The sequence below is a fragment of the Xanthomonas sp. NCPPB 3218 genome, assembly GCF_056725185.1.
In genome coordinates this window covers 2401963-2422218 of the sequence record NZ_CM161516.1, presented here as the reverse complement: position 1 = coordinate 2422218, position 20256 = coordinate 2401963, and the positions used below count along the sequence as shown (strand labels likewise).

The 20256-nt window shown below is 65.2% G+C and carries 9 protein-coding genes; 4 read left to right on the top strand and 5 right to left on the bottom strand.

What is annotated here, in order from left to right; all coding sequences use genetic code 11:
* Positions 1–30 precede the first annotated feature (30 nt).
* The gene (locus AC1PLS_RS10590; protein ID WP_024940662.1) at positions 31–399 is read left to right on the top strand and encodes a response regulator; all 369 of its coding nucleotides are present in this window, start codon (positions 31–33) and stop codon (positions 397–399) included.
* 294 nt (positions 400–693) lie between these two features.
* Here AC1PLS_RS10590 and AC1PLS_RS10585 read toward each other — a convergent pair whose 3' ends face one another.
* The 3 genes from AC1PLS_RS10585 to AC1PLS_RS10575 all read right to left on the bottom strand — a co-directional run bounded on the left by AC1PLS_RS10585 (position 694) and on the right by AC1PLS_RS10575 (position 3533).
* Positions 694–1380 carry a thermonuclease family protein gene (locus AC1PLS_RS10585; protein WP_481104457.1) on the bottom strand — a complete coding sequence of 229 codons (687 nt, stop codon included), beginning with the start codon at positions 1378–1380 and terminating at the stop codon, positions 694–696.
* A gap of 414 nt (positions 1381–1794) precedes the next feature.
* Positions 1795–3120 (bottom strand): PQQ-dependent sugar dehydrogenase, encoded by a 1326-nt coding sequence (locus AC1PLS_RS10580; protein WP_481104456.1) that lies wholly within the window; start codon positions 3118–3120, stop codon positions 1795–1797.
* Positions 3117–3533, bottom strand: a complete 417-nt coding sequence (locus tag AC1PLS_RS10575; RefSeq protein ID WP_046345946.1) for a hypothetical protein — start codon at positions 3531–3533, stop codon at positions 3117–3119. Before AC1PLS_RS10575 ends, AC1PLS_RS10580 begins: the two co-directional genes overlap by 4 nt.
* A 665-nt stretch (positions 3534–4198) precedes the next feature.
* Here AC1PLS_RS10575 and AC1PLS_RS10570 point away from each other — a divergent pair.
* Positions 4199–4837, top strand: coding sequence for a carboxymuconolactone decarboxylase family protein (locus AC1PLS_RS10570; protein WP_481104455.1), 639 nt, complete (start codon positions 4199–4201; stop codon positions 4835–4837).
* Positions 4838–4925: 88 nt separating this feature from the next.
* On the opposite strand, the gene AC1PLS_RS10565 is transcribed toward AC1PLS_RS10570, so the two are convergent.
* Complete coding sequence (locus AC1PLS_RS10565; RefSeq protein ID WP_024940668.1) at positions 4926–5201, bottom strand: hypothetical protein; 276 nt, start codon at positions 5199–5201, stop codon at positions 4926–4928.
* Positions 5202–5354: 153 nt separating this feature from the next.
* On the opposite strand from AC1PLS_RS10565, the gene AC1PLS_RS10560 reads away from it, so the two are divergent.
* Together AC1PLS_RS10560 and AC1PLS_RS10555 are read left to right on the top strand one after the other, a co-directional pair.
* On the top strand, positions 5355–5666 hold the full coding sequence (locus AC1PLS_RS10560) for a hypothetical protein (protein ID WP_481104454.1): 312 nt from the start codon (positions 5355–5357) through the stop codon (positions 5664–5666).
* Between the two features lie 558 nt (positions 5667–6224).
* Positions 6225–9014 (top strand): S8 family serine peptidase, encoded by a 2790-nt coding sequence (locus tag AC1PLS_RS10555; RefSeq protein WP_481104453.1) that lies wholly within the window; start codon positions 6225–6227, stop codon positions 9012–9014.
* Positions 9015–9127: 113 nt separating this feature from the next.
* Here AC1PLS_RS10555 and AC1PLS_RS10550 read toward each other — a convergent pair whose 3' ends face one another.
* On the bottom strand, positions 9128–20158 hold the full coding sequence (locus tag AC1PLS_RS10550) for an autotransporter-associated beta strand repeat-containing protein (protein ID WP_481104452.1): 11031 nt from the start codon (positions 20156–20158) through the stop codon (positions 9128–9130).
* Positions 20159–20256: the final 98 nt, after the last annotated feature.

The window sequence follows — 20256 nt, the reverse complement described above, 5'->3', positions numbered from 1 at the left end:
TGATGCATGCATCCTCAGAAAACCTGCTTTATGGGCTCTACAAACGAAAAACTGATTCTTGTCGTCGAGGACGATGCTGACACGCTCGAGTTGGCCACGCTGCTGCTGACCGAGAGCGGTTATGCGGTCGTCACCGCAACCGATGCGCAGGGCGCGCTGGAGCATATCGATAAGCACCCGGCGATCGCGCTGGTTTTTACCGATCTGCAGATGCCGGGGCTATTGGATGGATACGGCCTGATTTCGTATCTGCGCGCGGATGGCAACAATCTGCCGGCGATCCTGACATCGGGTCTGGGGCATTCCCCCAATGGCTTACCCAGCCGGACGACGTTTTTAAGCAAGCCCTACACACGCCGCAGCCTGGTGCAGAATATCGAGGCTTTTGTCGGGCATTAGAGCGGCCAACAGAACTACTGCGCGGCCGTCAGGCGGGCGCGCCCGGTGCTCGGAATCGGCATCACTCCTACGCTTGGGGTTCCGAGTCCCTCGTCCATAGCACCGACGAACGTTGGCTATGTTTTGTCAGCTGCTCTTGGCGTGACGGTCAGCACAGCTCACACCTTGCGGCGCATGTGCATGTTTCAGGTGTGGTGATTGCGCCGCGCTGGGTTGATTGACCAAAATGCCCCAGCAGGATCGACAGGCGTCGCGATCAGCTGCTCGACGCTGGATCGCACACCTTGCCAGCCATCAGCGCGCCGCGCGTCGCCAGCCTGCATTGATTGCCTCCTGGCTTGTGCAGAAAAAACGCTCGCCCTTGGCAGGTGAGATGCTGGTCCGCGTGTAATCGCGTTGCCCGGGCATATGGAAGATCTTGCTGCCCTTGCTGGAAATATTGCCCTTGATGGCGCAGTGCGCAGGCGTTTGCGTCTGCACTGCGGCCTGAGCCCGCTGTGCCGATTGCGTGCGCTTGCCGCGTCGGTAATCAGCAGGCATCTGAAAGCTGCCGGCCCAGAGGTTGCGCCGTTGTTGCTGCGCGTTGCGCTCGTCGGCAACAAACGCGGTGGCGTACTCGCGGTAGGCCACCGCCCAACCGGATTGCACCATCCAGCGGTTGATCGACTGCCCCTGCACATAGCATTCGGCCACGATCCGTCCATAGCGATCGGTGTCCTTGGGTTGGCAGCGAACCGTCTTGTCGAGCAGGTAGCCATCCAGTGCGGCAGCCGAACGTCGGCCGCAAGGCCATGCGCTGCCAGCGTTGCTGGTGCATTGCTGCGCGCTTTCCGGTGCATCGATGCCCCACAGGCGGACACGTTTCTGCGCGACAGTGATGGTGTCGCCATCCGTCACGGTTGCCCGGCCGACCAACTCCGCTGCGATAAGAGGTGAAGCGAAGAGCGCTACGACAACAACCACCGAACATCTGAACAACATCAACAACAAGCCTCGGGTGATCGGCAGAGCGTGTTCCGTCTGTTCTTGCCTTGGTGATTGCGTCTAGCCGGTTGGCTCACCAGAGGTCCATCGCACTGATGCCTGTGTCGTCCAGGTCGACGCGGGGGCCGGCACTGTATGTCAACGGGACGGCGATGCCTATCCCTTGTGCTGGTCCGCCAAGACGGTGCCGCGCTTGGTATTCATTGACGCACATCCCTAACAGTTGCATTCGAGGCCGATCAATCGCGATGCTGATAGACGGCCAACAGAGGCTAGTGCCTTGAAGACCGGCGCCTCTGAAAAGTTGGGTTGTTCCCGGTAAGACCTACAGGTAGCCCTGCCCCGCACTCCGGCGCAGGTAACACATCAAATACTGCCCGGTTCTTTGCAGAACCGGGCAGACAGGCAGGCTTACTGTGCAGCCGCTTGCGGCGCGACAGGCGCTGTATCGGGTGTCACTCGCCAGATCGTATTGGCCAGATCGTCCGCGACGATCAACGCACCACGTGGATCGAGCGTGACACCGACCGGGCGGCCGCGGGTCAGGCCATCGTCGCCATGGAAACCGGAGACGAAGTCGATCGGGTCGCCCGCCGGGCGGCCATCGCGGAACGGCACGAACACCACCTTGTAGCCCACCGGCGGGTCGCGATTCCAGCTGCCGTGCTCACCGACGAACACACCGTCGGCAAACTGCGTTCCCATCGTGGCCGCCGAAAACGCGACACCGAGTGCGGCGACATGCGAGCCCAGCGCGTAGTCGGGCACGATGGCCGATGCGACCTTCTGCGGATCTTGGGGCATGACCCGCGTGTCCACATTCTTACCCCAGTAGCTGTAGGGCCAGCCGTAGAAGCCGCCTTCACGTACCGAGGTGAGGTAGTCGGGCACCAGATTCGGGCCGATCTCGTCGCGCTCGTTGACCACCGCCCACAGTGCGCCACTGCCGGGCTGGATCGCCAATGCCGTGGGATTGCGCAGCCCGGTGGCATAGCTCTTGTGGGCGCCGGTTGCCGGATCCACCTGCCAGACCTGGGCGCGGTCGACTTCGGCAATCATGCCGCGCTCGGTGATGTTGCTGTTGGAGCCGATCGCAACATACAGATAGCGTCCATCGGCACTGGCGGTGAGGGCCTTGGTCCAGTGATGGTTGATGGCCGACGGCAAGTCGGTGACCTTGCTGGGCGCAGCGCTGGCCTTGGTCTGCCCTTGCTGATAATCAAAACGCACCAGCGCGTCCTGATTTGCCACGTACAGCGCGTTGCCGATCAGCGCCAGGCCATACGGCGCATTGAGCTTGTCGGCAAATACGGTCTTCAGTTCATAGGTGCCGTCGCCATCGGCGTCGCGCAGCAGCGTCAGCCGGTTGCCGCTCTTGACCGAGGTATTGCCCTTGGCCTTGATCGCACCGGCAATCACGTCCTTGGGCTTGAGGTTGGGTGCATTGCCGCCGCGGCCTTCGGCGACCAGGATGTCGCCATTGGGCAACACCAGCGTCTGGCGTGGGATGCCCAGACCGGTGGCGATTGCGGTGATGCGGTAACCCGCGGGCACGGTGGGCTTGCGCTCGCCCCAGGCTGCCGGCTCGGCGATGGTCATGTCGGGCAGCAGGCCGCGATCCGGCGCAGGCAGCTCGGGACTGGCGCCGTGTTGTTTGAGCTCGGGCGCCTTGCCGCAGGAAGCGAGTGCGGCGGCGAGAATGGAAACCGACAGGACGGTAACGGCATGACGCTTCATCGGGCACCTCCCACGCGCAGGCTGGATAGCCCCGACCAGGTTGCAACGAGCGCGAATGCGGTCGCAATCGCAGAAAACACCAGTGCCGCCGGCATGATGGCCCAGGCATCGCGTGCATGATGCAGGGCGTCGAAGAAGCCGACAATCCATGCGGCACCGAGCGCAATTACATAGATCAGATTGCGGCTTCCGCGAACGAAGCCGACGATCGCGCACAGCAAGGCGATGGTGGTCAATACCATCGCGCCGATCAGCAGCCACGCAGCAAAGTTGGCCCACTGGATCTGATGACTGCTCCAGTAAGCGTAGTCGCTCAGCAAGGCACCGAGAAACAGCGGCCACACACCGCCGAGCACGGCTGCATGGAACGGATGGATGGCCCAGGATCGGGCGGGCATGGCAGTTGAATTCATGGCGGACTCATTGGGCGCGTTGGTGAAACGTGCCCCGATGCTGCCAGCTGCCACGTGATGAGCGCGGTGATGCTGGGTCTTCTTTGCGCGATGGGCTGCACGGACAAGCATCGGGACCCAAACCACTCATCCTGCCGAGCGACCGCTGGACCGCTGCCATGACCCTATTTCATAGAAAGATGTGCGTGCTCCAGGACGCTCTCTACGCTGGGCTCCATCCACCGGAGGAACAGACAGATGAAAACCTTAGCAATCAGCTGGCGCGGAAGAACTTCTCCGGCACCAACTGCGTTTTCGATCGCACAGCAGTACTCATCCAGGATGGCTTGAATAGGACCATGCAAGCTGGATGGATGGAGCGGCGTTGCATCTGCCTCATGCTGCTTGTCGGTACGTATGGCAAGGAGACGGCGATGAAAAACGCAAGCGTGGTGCGTTCGATTCGACATGGTGTGCGCGCAGCTGGGGCGCCATCTGCATCGCACGGTCCGGCAGTGGATGCTTGGATTCGCGTTGCCTTGCCCCTAGATCGGTGGAGAGATGCGATGCCATGCGCGAGCGCGCTGCGCCGCGCGCTCCCCATGGCTGCGCTGTTGTTGGGCGCAGTTGCCCTGCTCTCTGTTGCCCCCTCCCCCGCGGCAGCACATCCTTCGGAGATCACATCCATGACGACACACGCCACCTTGTCGCCCAGCCAGCAGGCCATTGCGCCGATTGCCGCGTTTGCGGCCACCGGCGATATCGACCGCTTGAACACCGCATTGGAGGCGGGCCTCGATGCTGGCTTGAGCATCAGCGACTGCAAGGAGGTACTGGTCCAACTGTATGCATATGCCGGGTTTCCGCGCAGCCTCAATGCACTGGCCGCGCTGATGCAGGTCGTCGATGCACGCAAGCAGCGCGGCATCGCCGATGCGCCGGGACACGAGCCCGGCCCGGTACCGAGCGGCGATGCGCTGCTGGCGCTGGGCACCGCCAACCAGACCCGTCTGGCCGGTGCGCCGGTGACCGGGCCGTTGTTTGCGTTTGCGCCGGCAATCGATCAGTACCTCAAGACGCATCTGTTCGGCGACATCTTTGCCCGCGACAACCTGGACTGGGTGAGCCGTGAACTGGCCACGATCAGCGTGCTCGCCGCCCTGGAAGGCGTGGAGGCGCAACTGCAATCGCATTTGAAGATCGGCTTGAACATCGGCGTGACCGAGGCGCAGCTGCACGAACTGGCCCAGGTGCTGGACAAGCGCGTCGGTGCGGCCGCCGGCACACGCGCCAAGGCGGCACTGGCCAAAGCCAGGGCCCAGTGAGCCTGCGGCGGGGTTCGACAACCGCAGCGCATGCTGCCGGCGCGAATGCGGCTGCCGACGGCACCACGTCGAAACCGATCAGGCCCCGCTAAAGCGGCGCCGGGCCAGCCGCCAGCCCCGGCCGCCCACCGGCCTGCTTGACGATCAACTGGCCGATGTATTGCTCGGCCAGCCTGGTGCCAATCTCCAGCGCGGTCTGCAGCGAGCCGAAAGTGGGCGCGGCCGGCAGCGGTACGGGATGCCCACAGACCTGCAAGGTCTCCAACACGATGCGCCGATGCCCGAGCTGTCGAGCGACCACGCGGTACGGCAGGCCCTGGTCGGTGCCTTCCGTGGACATTCTTTCGGTGCAGTGGGTACTCATCGGGCTCGAGCATAGCTGTGATGCCCAAATTTGGCGGCGCGGCAACTTGAACAATTTATGCAGACGCTAGCGCAGCGCCAGCGGCGCACTCCCGACAGAACCGCTGCGGCCTGAACAGGCTCGGCCATGCCGCGATGACACCGATGTCGCACCTTGCGTGGCGCACGCAGCGGCGTCGATAAGAACAGAATCAGAGTAATCGGCTGTAGGGGCACGCCGAATGTTGGGTTCTTCCCCCAAAAAGATCGGCTTGAATATTCTCCCAGCATTCAGCTTGATGGCCTGAAGCGAGGACGCGCCTGTCTCGACGTTTCATTCGGCGCACTGAATATCCAGCGTTTCTTCGAGCATGTCCCTTTGCATTTCATGCAGGAAAAGCGGGGAATTGGGCACAATGGCAGGGTTCGCTCGCTTTTGGTCAATATAAATGCGGTGGATATATTCGTTCTGCAGCAGAAAATTTAATATAACTTCGATGTCACTGCGATAAAACTCATCCGATCAGGCCTGATACAGACGAGTCCGTTAGAGCTGCTAACTTACAGTCGAATCCGCTACACCGTGTGGGCAATTTACCGACATCTTCGACGCATTTCCTGATTACCTGCGATAGTCATCGCATTTAGGATTGCCGCCCCCGGAGATTCGTGACGACTTATTGTCGCGTTCGCTCTGACATTTCCTTGCAGTCGAGCCTGATAAGGCGCTTTTTAATCTGTTTTGGCTATGGATTAAATCGTGAAGTCCTATGCAGGACATTTTTCTCTGAATAGCAACTGTCCGTTCATGTTTTAGAGTTTACCGGTAGCGCCGTTAAACAATCTCGCAAGCACATGGTTCGATGCATCGGCGCATCACCGTGTTATCCGGAGCGCTTATCTGAGGGGACAGATTCGCGGCGGATAAAGTGAATAACGCGTGAAATCCAACGCCACACCGGCTTTTCCCGGTGCTGGAATCGTCTGCGCCAAATTTTAGAATTTTTGCAGTTGCGGCGCGCTAATTACCGGAATCGACCAACCCATGAATCGCTCGCTACTCGCAACCACGATCGCCTCCTGCCTTGTCCTGACTGCCTGTGGCGGCGGTGGCGGTGGCGGCAATGTCCGCAGTGACCCACCGCAGACCACGGTGGTCGCCCCGACGCCGTCCACTCCCCCAGCGCCCACCACGCCCACGCCCACGACTCCAACGACTCCAACGACGCCGGACACCACCGCGGCCGACCCGCTGCCGAACACCGCGCCGACGCCGGCACCTGCCCCCGCCCGCTACCAGGGCCTGGCCAGCAACCTGCTGGTGCCGACCAATGCGGATCTGGCACAACAGGCCGGCGCCAAGGGTCAGGGCGTCAAGCTGGCGGTGCTGGACGACAACCTCTATGGCAGCTACGCGCCGATCAGCGGCAAGGTCGATACCTCCAACGATTACACCGACACCCCCGGCACCCCGGAATCCGCATCGAACGCGTTGCGCGGCCACGGCACCGTCGTCTCGGCATTGGTGCTGGGCACCGCCCAGGACGGCTTCGCCGGCGGTGTCGCGCCGGATGCGGACCTGTTCTATGCGCGCATCTGCGCCGAAAACTCCTGCGGTACCCAGCAGACCCGCCGCGCGGCGGTGGACCTGGCGGCAGCCGGCGTGCGCATCGCCAATCTGTCGATCGGCGCCTCGTATGCAGATGCAGCCAGCAGTGCCAATGCCGCACTGGCCTGGAAGTATGCGCTGACCCCGCTGGTGCAGGCCGATGCGCTGATCGTGGCCGCCACCGGCAACGAAGGCGCGGCAGAAGCCTCCTACCCGGCGGCGACGCCGGTGCAGGAAGCCAGTCTGCGCAACAACTGGCTGGCCGTGGGCGCGGTCAACATCGACAGCGCCGGCAATGCCGCCGGCCTGACCAGCTATTCCAACCATTGCGGCGCCGCCGCACAGTGGTGCCTGGTGGCGCCGGGCAGCTACTTCGCACCCGCGCTGGCCGGCACCGAGCTGCAGGGCCAGATCGCCGGCACCTCGTTCTCCACGGCCGCTGTAAGCGGCATCGCGGCGCAGGTGCTGGGCGTGTATCCGTGGATGAGTGCTTCCAACCTGCAGCAGACCCTGTTGACCACCGCCACCGACCTGGGCGACCCCGGCGTGGATGCGCTGTACGGCTTCGGCCTGGTCAATGCGGCCAAGGCGATCAAGGGCCCGGGCCAGTTCGCCAGCAACTGGGCGGCAAATGTGACCTCCGGCTACGACAGCACCTTCAGCAATGACATCTCCGGCGCCGGCGGCCTGACCAAGAACGGCGCCGGCAGGCTCACGCTCAGCGGCAACAACAGCTACACCGGCGGCACCAGCGTCAACGACGGCGTGCTCGCACTGTCGGGCAGCCTGCGTTCGGATGTCATTGTGCTCAACTCGGCCACGTTCGAATCGCGCGGCGGTGTCATCAACGGCGGCTACAGCCTGGCCAACAACACCGGCACCACCGCCATCGAATTGGGCAAGGGCTTGACCGTCACCGGCCAGGCCAGCCTGAAGGGCAACCTGCTGTTGCTGCCGGAAGCGGCTGGCTACAACGTCGGCAGCAGCGAGAAGATCGTCAAGGCCGGCGCGCTGCAGGGCACCTTCGACCGCGTGCAGTACGCCAACAACTTCTTCTGGACTGCTTCGCTCGCCTACGACCCCACCACCGTCACCGCCACGTTGACCCGCAATGCCTCCGCTGCCAGCGCGCAGGCAGCCGGTGCGCCGCAGTCGGTGGTCAACGGTGCCACGCAGGCCGATACGCTGGTCAAGGTGCTGGATACGCGTGTGGCCTCCGGCGATACGGATAACCTGGGTGGCCTGATCAGCGCTACCGGCGCGCTGCTGGCGGCCAACGATGCGCAGGTTGCCGCATCGCTGCCGACCCTGGCCGGCCAGGTACACGGCATCGAGCGCACGCTGGGCTTCCAGTCCGCACTCAACGATGCACGTGTGGCGGCCGATCGCCTGCCCTACCTGGCCGACACCACCACGCTGACCACCTGGATGCAGGGCAGCTATCTGGACGGCGAACTGGGCGGCAAGGGTTCCGACTCGGCCGATTACACCCAGCAGGCCACCACCGTCGGCGTGGATCTGCCGATGGGCAGCGCCGGCACCGTCGTGGGTGCGGCGCTGAGTTCGGGGCAGGACCGTGCGCACATCGATGCGTCGGCCAGCCGCCTGCGCTCGGACCGTTACGCGATGACCGCGTATCTGTATCAGCCGATCGGTCAGGCCTATGTGTCGGGGATCGGTTCCTACGGCATGAGCAATGTGGACACCGAACGCACGGTGCAGGCCGGCAGCATCGGCGAGCGCCTGCAGGATCGCCGCCACGACACCAACTGGTCGCTGCGTGCCGAAGTCGGCCTGATGCCGCAGGCAGGGCTGTCGCCGTTCATTGCCTCAGGCGTGGTCAGCCAGACCCAGGATGCCTTCAGCGAAGCCTCGGCCACCGGGCTGGGGTTGAGCGCCAACAGCGACACGTTGCGTGCCGGCTATGGCGAGGTGGGTGTGCGCGGTCATCTGGTGCGCGGCAAGTGGGGCTTCGATGGCTTGATCGCCTACCGTTCGCTGCTCGGCAATCCGAACTCGGACTTCACCGCCTGGTTCACCGGTCTGCCGGAAGCGCGCTTCAACGTGGCCGGCGAGCCGGTGTCCAAGCAGTCGGCGCGTGCCTCGGTGGGCGTGCGTTACCAGCTCAACGACGCCTTCTCCATCTATGGCAACGTGGGCGCCGAGCGCGGTCGTTCCGATGCCAACAGCATCAATGCCAATGTCGGCTTGCGCTGGCAGTTCTGATCGCGACCGGCACCCGACCGCACTTGGTCACTGCAACCACCGATGCCATGCAGCACTGTGCATCAGGCAAAAAAAAGCCCCGGCAATGCCGGGGCTTTTTGGTCTGCGGTGAATCAGAAGCTCCAGCCCCAGGTGACCTGGCCGCCGTATGCGGTCTGGCCATCACCGTTGAGTCCCTGCAACGACAAGGCCATGCGGCTGTTGGGCGAGGTGATGAGGCTGACGCCCAGTTCGCCGACCACCGCGTTCTTGGCCAGCGTGACGCTCTGCACCGAGAACTGCGAACCGCTGCCGACAAAGCCGGCCGACCGCTCCACGGCGCGGTCGCCGAACGCATGCCGCCAACCCACCGAGGCGTACACCCCGGCCGCCGCACCCAGCTGCCAACGCCCGCGTACGCCCACCGTGCTGGTGGTGTACTCGTCCTTGGCACTGTCCACCGACAGCCCGGCAATGCCGCCGCGCTCGTCGAAGCCGTCGGTCTTCAGGTGCGTGTAGTCCGCCGCAACGAAGGGGCTGTACACCGCATTGCCGGTGCGCAGGTTCCAGGCCGCTTCCAGCGACACGGTGACGGCCTTTGCATCGTAATTGCTGGTCAGCCGCTCTTCGAGCACGCCGGGCAGCATCACCCGACGGCTGCTGTCCACGCTGTAATCCGCGTAGTCGACCGCAGCCTGCACAGCGAACGCGGACCAATCGGCCTGCGCGTAGATGCCGGCATGGGTGCCATCGATGTCGGAACGATCCAAGGATTCGCGCGAGCGGGTTTCGATGTCCTGATTACCGACCGCGACACCGACCACGCTGCGCTCGCCGATGCGCCGTTCTGCACCGGCCATGACGCCGTTGTCCTCGCGCCGCACCGAAGCGGTGTTGGCATCCCCATCGACACGATTGGGCAGGCTACGGCCGGTGATCCAGACCGTGGTATCGCCCACCCGCGCATCCTGACTGTCGCCACGCAGATGATTGCCGACGCCGCTCAGCAGGAAGCGGCTATCCAGCAATGCAGTCGCCGTGCTGGCATGGCTTTCGCCCGACAGCGAGGCAAACGCCGTGCTGATCGCTTGCGGGTCGTCGGGCAGACGCACTACCGCTTGGTAGACCGGGCTGGTGGTCGGCAAGCCATCCACCGCAGCTGCGGCGGCCTGCTGGTTGGGCGCGGTGACCGCATCGACCATGGCCACGGTGTTGCGACCAAACGATACCGACAATGCCGTGGCACTGGCGCTGACATTCGGCGTGACGAAGGCGTAGTCGGAAACGACGTTGGTGAATTGCCCGGTCAGCCCGCCAGCGGCGCTGATGACCGGGATCTCGGTGAACAACGGCAGGTCCGTCGCACGTACCAGTTGCAGGGTGCTGCCAGGTGCCAGCGTGGCCGCCCCGCCCACGCTGATCGGTGTCACCGTGCCGCCCGCACCCGGCGTGACCTGCAGGGTGGAGCCATTTGCAAGCGCGACATTGCCGCCGACGCTGATCGTGCCCGTACTGCCGCCGATCGCCACGGTGCCACCGGAGGTCAGGCCGCCGATGCTGCCGCTGCCGGTGAGCGTGCCGCCCGGGCCCACCGTGACCGGCCCGCCCAACGCGGCGCCCGGATTGGCCGGGTTACCCACGCTCAGGGTGCCCGCGACGATGGTGGTCGGGCCGGTGAAGCCACTGCTGTTTGCGGTGACCAGCAAGGTGCCCACACCATCCTTGAGCAGACTGCCGGTACCCGACAGGATCCCTGCGTAGGTGCCATTGGCGGTCTGCTGGAACACCAGTGCGCCGGCATTGGCGATATTGCCCTGCAGGCTGTCGGTATCACCAATCAATGTGCCCGCATTGATCGTGGTGCCACCGAGATAGGCGTTGACACCATCCAGCGTCAACGCGCCCGCGCCGTTCTTGATCAAGGTACCGCTGCCGGTGATGTTGCCGGCAAACGTGCCATCGCCTGCCTGGTCGAACACCAGTGTCGCATTGTTGACGATATTGCCCTGCAGGCTGGTGGTGGTACCGATCAGGCTGCCGCTGGCAATGGTGGTGCCACCGCTGTAGGTATTGGGCGCAACCAGCGTCAACGCACCCGTCCCCTGCTTGACCACACTGCCAGTGCCGCTGACCGCGCCGGCGAACACACCATCGCTGGCCTGATCGAACACCAGCGTGGCGTTGTCGACAATATTGCCTTGCAGGCTGGTGGTGTTGCCGATCAGGCTGCCGGCGCTGATCACGGTGCCGCCGGTATATGTGTTGGGCCCGAGCAGTTGCAGCGCGCCGGTGCCGGCCTTCTGCAGCGAGCCGGTGCCGCTGAGCGTGCCGGCATACACGCCGCCGGTGTTCTGGTTGAACACCAGTGCCGCGTTGTTGGCGATATCGCCCTGCAGGCTGCTGGTATCGCCGATCAAGGTACCGGCCGTGATCGTGGTGCCGCCGGTGTACCCGTTCGCACCGTTGAGCACTAGTGCGCCGGCGCCATCCTTGATCACGTTGCCGGTGCCGGTGATCGAGCCGGTGAACACGCCATCGGCCACCTGGTTGAACGCCAGCGTCGCATTGTCGACGATGGCTCCCTGCAGGCTGGCGCTGTCGCCAACCAGCGTGCCGGCGTTGACCGTCGTGCCACCGGTGTAGCTGCTGCTGCCATCCAGTGTCAGCGTGGAAACCCCATTCTTGATCAACCCACCGGTGCCGGTCACAGCACCGGTCAAGGTGAGATCGTTGCTGCCCGCAAACGCGACTGCACCTGCCAGCTCGACTGCGTTGGTCACTGTCAGTGCCTGATCGGTATCCAACGTGGTGCCGGTCGCGGCGGTCAACGTTCCGGTGCCCAGCGCCTGTGCATCACCCAGCACCAAGCTACCGCTGGCAAGTACGGTACCGCCGCTGTAGTTGCCGGCTTCGGCAAGCGTCAACGCACCCGTCCCCTGCTTGACCACACTGCCGGTGCCGCTGACTGCGCCGGCGAACACACCATCGCTGGCCTGATCGAACACCAGCGTGGCGTTGTCGACGATATTGCCTTGCAGGCTGGTGGTGTTGCCGATCAGGCTGCCGGCGCTGATCACGGTACCGCCGGTATAGGTGTTGGGTCCGAGCAGTTGCAGCGCGCCGGTGCCGGCCTTCTGCAGCGAGCCGGTGCCGCTGAGCGTGCCGGCATACACGCCGCCGGTGTTCTGGTTGAACACCAGTGCCGCGTTGTTGGCGATATCGCCCTGCAGGCTGCTGGTGTCGCCGATCAAGGTACCGGCCGTGATCGTGGTGCCGCCGGTGTACCCGTTCGCACCGTTGAGCGATAGTGCGCCGACGCCATCCTTGATCACGCTGCCGGTGCCAGTGATCGAGCCGGTGAACACGCCATCGGCCACCTGGTTGAACACCAGCGTCGCGTTGTCGACGATGGCTCCCTGCAGGCTGGCGCTGTCGCCGACCAGCGTGCCAGCGTTGACCGTCGTGCCACCGGTGTAGCTGTTGCTGCCGTCCAGTGTCAGCGTGCCGGTGTTGGTCTTGATCAAGGCGCCACTGCCGCTGATATCGCCGGCAAGCGTGAGGTCTGCCGGATTGTCGACGCTCAGCGCAGCGCCGAGGACGACCGCATTGCCCACAGTTGCGGCAACAGGGTTGGTCAGCACCGCAGCGCCGACCACCGACAAGCTGCCGGTGCCCAGCGCGTTGTTGCTGCCGATCGACAAGGTGCCATCGCTCAGCGCGGTCCCGCCGGCATAGCTGTTGTTGCCACTGAGCGTGAGCGTGGATGCACCGGTCTTGATCACGCTGCCGGCACCGCTGATGGCGCCAGTCAGGGCGAGATCGTTGCTGCCTAGCAGCGTCACCGCACCGTCGAGCACCACCGCATTGCCCACGGCCAATGCCTGATCGGTATCGAGGCTGGTGCCGGCTGCCGCGGTCAGCGTGCCGGTGCCCAATGCCTGCGCATCGCCCAACACCAGCGTGCCGCCGCCGAGCGCGGTGCCGCCGGTGTAGGTATTGGCGGCGCTCAGCACCAGCGTGCCGGTGTCGAGTTTCTGCAGCGTGCCGGTGCCGCCGATGCCCACATCGATGGTGCCGGTGACGCCAGGGTCGACCCGGATGATGGTGGTGGCCGCATTGGCGCTCAATGCACCGCCGCCGGCATCGCTCAGCACATACCCGTCGCTGATGAACTGCATGCCGGTAATGCCTTGCGTGCCCTGCACGCCTACATTGTCGGCGGTGCCGGCGAACACGGCAAAACTGTTCTGCCAGTCGCTGTTGCTCAGCCCATCGATCGAGGTCCAGTTGGTGGGGCCTGCAGCCCAGATGCCTGCGCCGCCATCGATGCTGCCATTGGCAATGGTCTGCGCACCATCCCAGAACTGCACGTTGCTGCCGGGCGCCAGCAGCACCACGTTGACCTGCTGTGCCAGCGCGGTCTGCAACGTCAGCTGGGTGGGATCGATCGTACCTGGCAACGTGCCGATGCCCAGGCCGTTGTCGGTCAAGCCACCGGTGTAGTCGATCAGGCGATACACACCGGTGCCGAAGCCGCCGATGTCGGTGATGTTGAGCGTGCCGTCCAGGGTGAGATCGCCATTGACCGCCAACACGCCGGTCTGGCTGGGGATGCCCAGGAACGCGTCCAGCGTGGCAGTGGGAGCCAGGCTCAGGCTGCCGGTGGTCAACACTGCGCCACTGGTCACCACCAGGCGGCCGCCGTCATTCACCGTGACCGCCGCATCGACCACGCCGCTGCCGCTCAAGCTGGCACCGCTGCCCACGGTCAGGCCACCTGCACTGGCCAGCGTGCCATCCACGTCCAGCGTGCCGGCGGTGACCTGGGTGGTGCCGCCGAGCGCGCTGGTGCCGGTGAGCTGCAAGGTGCCGGTGCCGACCTTGTCCAGATTGCCTGCATCGCTCAGGCTGCCGGCAAAAGTGCTGCCGACGTTGTTGGCGCCAAGCTGCAGCGTGGTGCCGCCCAGCACCGCGACGTTGCCCTGCCCGGTCACTGCACCCAAGGCCGCATTGCTGCCGAGCGAGAGCCCGGCACCTGCGGCCACATCCACGGCGCTGGTGTTGCCCAACGCGCCGGGGGCGGCGGCGGCGAGCACGCCGGCCTGCACCGACACCGGGCCGGTGAACGTGTTGCCGCCGGACAAGGTCAAGGTGCCCAGGCCCGTCTTGGTCAAGGCACCCGCGCCACTCAGCACCCCGGTCAGGCCCAGATCGTCCGCGCTGGCAATGGTCAGATCGGCACCGAGATTGACTGCATTGCCCAGTGCCAGCGCAATCGCGTTGCTCAAGGTGGCATTGCCCAGCACCGACAGGCTGCCGACACCGAGCGCGGTGTTGCTGCCAACCGCCAGGGTGCCTGCGTTCAACACGCTGCCGCCGACGTAGCTGTTGGCGCCGTCGAGCGTGAGCGTGGACGCGCCGTTCTTGATCAGACTGCCCGCGCCGCTGATCGGGCCGGACAGGCGCAGGTCGTTGCTGCCGACCAGGTTGAGCGCGCCATCGAGTACCACTGCATTGCCGACCGCCAATGCCTGGTTGCTATCGAGGTTGGTGCCGGTTGCTGCGGTCAGGGTGCCGGTGCCCAACGCCTGCGCGTCGCCCAGCACCAGGGTGCCGCCGCTGAGGGCGGTGCCGCCGGTATAGCTGTTGGCCGCATCGAGCACCAGCGTGCCGGTGTCGAGCTTTTCCACGCCACCGCTGCCGGAAATGGCGACATCGATGCTGGCGGTTGCACCCGGATCCACGCGGATCGCGGTCAACGGCGCAGTCACAGCCAATCCACCCGCGCCGGCATCGGTCAGCTGATAGCCATCGGTGACGAACTGCAGGCCGCCGATGCTCTGCGTGCCCACCACGCCGACGGCGGCTGCGTTGCCGGCAAAGACCGCAAAATCGCCTTGCCAGGTGCTGTTGGCGCTGCCGTCCTGGTTGGTCCAGTTGGTCGCCGCCCCCCAGGTTCCTGCACCGCCGTCGACGGTGCCGTTGGCGGTGGTTTGGACACCATCCCAGAACTGCACGATGCTGCCCGGTGCCGTCACCACCAGGTTGAGTTGCTGGCCGATGGCGGTCTGCAGCGCGAGCTGGCTGAGATCCACGCTGCCCGGAAACAGGCCGATCGCCAGACCGTTGTTGGTGAGCAGGCCGGTGTAGTCGATCAGCCGGTACACACCCGTGCCGAACCCACCGATGTCGGTGATGTTGAGCGTGCCGTCCAGGGTGAGGTCGCCATTGACCGCGAGCAGCCGCGTATTGCTCGGCGCTGCCAATGCGACATCCAAAAACGCACCCGGTGCCAGGGTCAGGCCACCCACGCTGAGCGAGGAGCCACTGGTCAATGCAAGCCGGCCACCGTCGGCGATGGTCACATTGCTTCCCACGTTGCCGGTGGTGCCGGTGCCGGTCAGCGTGCCGCCTAGCGCCACGTTCACTGCGCTGGTGCCCAGGGTGCCGATCACATCCAGGGTACCGCCGCTGACCTGGGTGGCACCGCCGATCGCGCTGTTGCCGAGCAGGCGCACCGTGCCGGCGCCGACCTTGTCCAGATTGCCGCCACCACCAAGGCTGCCGCCAAAATCGCCACCGCCCAACTGCAGCGTACCGCCGGCATCGGTAGTGACATTGCCGGCGCCGCTGAGCGCGCTGATCAGGCCGCCGTTGCTGAGATTCAGCACCGCCCCTGCAACGACATCGACGTTGCTGGCGTTGCCAAGCGACGCAGCGGTGCTCGCAACCAGCGTGCCGGCCTGGATCGCCAGCGGGCCGGTGTAGGTGTTGCTGCCATTCAAGGTCAGGGTGCCGGCACCGGTCTTGATCAAGTCGCCTGTACCGCTGATGCTGCCGCTGACCAGCATGTCCGCACCGTTATCCACGGTGAGCGCTGCGCCAAGCGCGATGTCGTTGCCCAGCGCCACCGCAATCGCGTTGCTCAGCGCTGCATTGCCGACGACCGACAGGCTGCCGGTGCCGAGTGCATCGTTGGCGCCGACCGCAACGGTGCCGGCCGTCAACGTGGTGCCACCGCTATAGCTGTTGCCCGCGTTGAGCGACAACGTGGTGGCGCCATTCTTGATCAGGCTGCCGCTGCCGGTGATGGCACCGTTCAAGCCGAGATCGTTGCTGCCGACCAGCGTGAGCTGATCGTTCAACTGCACCGTATTGCCCAGCGTCAGCGCGGCAGCGGCATCCAGTTCGGCTGGGCCGCCGACCAGCAGCGCACCCACGCCCAGCGCAGCGTCGTTGCCGAGCACCACACGCCCCGCATCCAGCGCAACGCCGCCGCTGAAGGTATTGGCATTGGCCAAGGTCAGCGTGGCAGCGCCTTGCTTGTCGAGACTGCCGATACCGCTGACGACACCGTTGAGGGTGATGTCCTGCGTGCCAGGCAAGGTGAGTGCGCCATTCAACGCAAGCGTATTGCCCAGCGTCACCGCGGTGCTGGCATCCAGTGTGGTGCCCGCGGCGGTGCTCAGCGTGCCCAAGCCCAGTGCCGTGTCGCTGCCGACCACCACTGCGCCGCCCTGCAGTTGCAGTCCGCCCGCCCAGGTATTGTTGCCATTGAGCGTGAGCGTTTGCGTGCCGTTCTTGATCAGGCGACCGGCGCCGTCGACCACGCCATCGAGGGTGAGGTCCTGGCCATCGATGGCGAGTTGGCCGGCGACATTGACCGCGTTCTGCAAGGTCACCGCAGTGCTGGCAGTGAGCTGCGTGCCATCGGCAGCGGTGAGCGCGCCGGTGCCGAGTGCGCTGTCGCTGCCGACCGACAGGATGCCGGTGTCGAGCAAGGTGCCGCCGGTATAGACATTGTTGCCGGTGAGGGCCAGCGCACCGGCGCCCTGCTTGACCAGGCTGCCTGCGCCACTGACGATGCCGGTGACGCCCAGATCGTTGTTGCCGGTGAGCGAAAGCGCACCGTTGAGCACCACAGCGTTGCCGATCGTGGTCGCGGCAGTGGCCTGCAGCTGCGTGCCATCGGCAGCGGTCAGCGCCCCGGTGCCCAGTGCTGCGCCGTCGCCGATCAGCAGCGCGCCTGCATCGAGATCCACGCCACCGGCAAAACTGTTGGGTCCAGCCAGCGTCAATGCAGCATTGCCGTCCTTGACCACGCCACCCACGCCACTGACCGCACCGGTGAGGGTGAGATCCTGGCTGCCGCCGAGCTGCAGATCCGCTTCCAGCGCCACGTTGTTGGCGAGCACGCGTGCGGCGGTGCTGTCGAGCAGTCCGCCGCCGACGGTCAGGGTGCCAAGACCCAAGGCGGTGTCGCTGTCCAGGATCAGGCTGCCTGCACTCAAGCGCGTGCCGCCGGTGTAGCTATTGTTACCGGCCAGGGTCAGGCTGGCGGGGCCCAGCTTGTCCAGGCTGCCCACGCCGGTGATGGCGCCGGTAAGCGTGAGCGCGTTGCTGCCACCCACATTGACCAGGCCGGCCAAGGCAATGGCATTGGACAGCGTGCTGACGGTTGCATTGGCCAGGGTGGTACCGGCTGCTGCGCTGAGCGCGCCAACACCGAGCGCGGTGTCGCTGCCCACCGTCAGTGTGCCGGCGCTGAGCGTGGTGCCGCCGCTGTACAGATTGTTGCCGCTCAGCGTGAGGTCGCCACTGCCGGACTTGATCAGGCTCCCGGTGCCGCTGATCGCGCCACTCAGTGTCAGTGCTTGCGCCCCACTCAGCGTCAGCGCACCTGGAGTCAACGCGATCGCGTTGCTCAACGAGGTGGCCGCCGTGTTTTGCAGGGCCGCATTGCCGGTGACGTTCAACGCACCCGTGCCCAGCGCGGTGCCGCTGGCCACCTGCAAGGTGCCGGCAGTGAGGTTGGTGCCGCCGGCATAGGTGTTCAGGCCACCCAGGGTCAAGCTGCCGGTGCCGAGCTTGGTCAACGCACCGGTGCCGCCAATGGCGCCGCTCAGGTTCAAGGCATTACCGCTGCTGCCCACGCCCAAGCTACCGGTGAGTGCAATCGTGTTGCCCAGGGTTGCCGCAGCGATGGCATCCAGCTCGCCGCCGCTTGCGGTCAGGGTGCCGGTGCCCAGGGCCGCGTTCGAGCCCACCACCAGGCGCCCGGTACTCAAGCTGGTGCCACCGGTGTAGGCGTTGTTACCGGTCAGGGTGAGGTCGCCCGCACCGCTCTTGATCAGGCTGCCGCCACCGTTGATGGCACCGCTCAATGTCAGCGCCTGCGCGCCGGTCCAGTTCAAGGGTCCGCCAAGGCTGATGCCGTTGGCCACCGTCAGTGGCGCACTGCTGCTGAGGTTGGACGCGCCGGTGACGTTCAAGCCGCCGGTTCCCAGTGCCGAGGCACTGCCCAGTTGCAAGGTGCCCGATGCCAGCGTGGTTCCGCCAGCGAAGGTGTTGGCGCCGTTGAGCGCGAGCGTGCCAGTGCCGGTCTTGTTGACACCACCCGCGCCGGCAAGCGTGCCGGTCAGGGTCAGCGCGTTGCCGCTGGCGCCCAGGCCCAGCGTATTGGTCAAGGCAACATTGTTGGCCAGGGTCAGTGGAGCGCTGGTATCCAGCTGCCCACCGGCGGCTGTCACCGTGCCCGCTCCGAGCGCGGTATTGGTTTCGATCCGCAGCGTCCCCGCGCCCAGCGTCGTGCCGCCTGCATAGGTATTGCTGCCGCCCAGGGTGAGCGTGCCGGTGCCGATCTTGTTCAACGCGCCGGCGCCGCTGATGCCGCCGCCAATCCGCAAGGTGTTGGCGCCGCCGATGCCGATGAAATCGTTGAGCACGAACGCGTTCGGCAAGTCGACCGCCGCACTGGAAAGCACGCTGCCGGCGGACACGTTGACAGCGCCTGTTCCCAGTGCGCCATTGGTTCCCACCGTCACTGAGCCGCCGAGCAGGTTGACGCCTCCGCTGAAGATATTGCTGCCGGTCAGGCCCAACGCACCGGTCCCGGTCTTGGTCAGCGCACCGGTGCCGACGATGGGGCTGGCAATGGTCAGGGCATTGGCGCCCTGCAGGGTCAAGCCACCTGCTCCCAAGGCGATGCCGCCGGCAGGCGACAGGCTCAGGCCGGCGGCTGTCGCCTCCAGCGCACCGCCGTTGGCCGTGATGGCAGTGCCTAGCTGCGCAGGATTGGCGAACTGCAGTACGCCGCCATTGAGCGCGCTGCTGCCGAAGTTGCTTCCGCCCCCGACCGACCAGGTGCCGCTATTGACGCGCAGGCTGCCGAAATTGATGTATTGCGCGGTGCTGAGCGTCCCGACGCCGGTGCTGCCGCTGCCAGTGCCGGTGGCCGAATTCTGCAGGATCAGCGTATTGGTGCCGCCTGCGCCGCCATCCACCACACCGGTCTGCGCGAAGCTCAGCAAGCCCCCCGGCCCAAGCAGTTCCAGCGCCAGCCCGCCGCCGCTGTTGACGCTGCCGCCAGTCACCGCCGTGAAGCTGTTGGTGCTGCCCGCCCCCATCGACACGCTGCCGTTGATGGTGCCGGCGTTGACGAAGCTGTTGCCGGTGGCCGAACTCTGGAAGCCGACGCGCCCGTTGATGGTGCCGGTGTTGACCGCATTGACGGTACCGCCGCCGCTGACTGCTATCACCGGCGTATCCGAACTCAGCACCGACAGGTTCAACAATGCACGGCTATCGATCAGCCCGGCATTGTTGATCTGCACGACGCCATTGCTGGCCGAGGTGATGCCAAGCGCCATGCCATCGAGATTGAGCAGGTTCGCCCCCAGTAGGCCGCCGGTGCCGTAAATCGCGCCGGTGGCGAGATTATTGGCGGTCACCGCGGTGGAGCTGGCATTGCCCATGCTGACGCCGGTGCTCAACACCGACAACAGGCCGAGCGCCGAGGGGTCGATCGTACCGCTGTTGTTGAGCGTGGCATTGGTGCCGGTGAGCGCAATGGCGGTGCCGCCCAGCAGCCCGGCGGTCATCTGCGTGCCTGCCGCAACGTTGATGGTCAGGTTGTTTGCGCTGCTTGCGAAGCTGTTGCTGGTGATTGGCAACCCCGTGCAGGTGACGGTGGCGCCCGCTGCTGGAAGTGCAGGTGTGCACGCCCCCCAGGCCAGCATCGGTGCGGCGGCTCCCACCGCCAGCACGACTAGGCTCGACACGCTGCGGCGGGTTGCCCCGGGCTTGCGCCGCCGACGTACCAGCTCGTGCGTCACCACCCAATTACCAATCGCCGCGTTCCAGACCAGCGCAAATGCACGATTCATTTTATTCCCCCTGTATCGCCGTGCAGAGACTCACGCACACACACACGCGCTCTCCAACAGCAGAAAGTTGATTTACTGTCGAGTCGGTTTAAAACAGC

What these genes read in the sequence shown, in the direction of transcription:
- AC1PLS_RS10590 (WP_024940662.1), top strand. Translation starts at nt 31, where the DNA reads ATGGGCTCTACAAACGAAAAACTGATTCTTGTCGTCGAGGACGATGCT.
- AC1PLS_RS10585 (WP_481104457.1), bottom strand. Translation starts at nt 1,380, where the DNA reads ATGTTGTTCAGATGTTCGGTGGTTGTTGTCGTAGCGCTCTTCGCTTCA.
- AC1PLS_RS10580 (WP_481104456.1), bottom strand. Translation starts at nt 3,120, where the DNA reads ATGAAGCGTCATGCCGTTACCGTCCTGTCGGTTTCCATTCTCGCCGCC.
- AC1PLS_RS10575 (WP_046345946.1), bottom strand. Translation starts at nt 3,533, where the DNA reads ATGAATTCAACTGCCATGCCCGCCCGATCCTGGGCCATCCATCCGTTC.
- AC1PLS_RS10570 (WP_481104455.1), top strand. Translation starts at nt 4,199, where the DNA reads ATGACGACACACGCCACCTTGTCGCCCAGCCAGCAGGCCATTGCGCCG.
- AC1PLS_RS10565 (WP_024940668.1), bottom strand. Translation starts at nt 5,201, where the DNA reads ATGAGTACCCACTGCACCGAAAGAATGTCCACGGAAGGCACCGACCAG.
- AC1PLS_RS10555 (WP_481104453.1), top strand. Translation starts at nt 6,225, where the DNA reads ATGAATCGCTCGCTACTCGCAACCACGATCGCCTCCTGCCTTGTCCTG.
- AC1PLS_RS10550 (WP_481104452.1), bottom strand. Translation starts at nt 20,158, where the DNA reads ATGAATCGTGCATTTGCGCTGGTCTGGAACGCGGCGATTGGTAATTGG.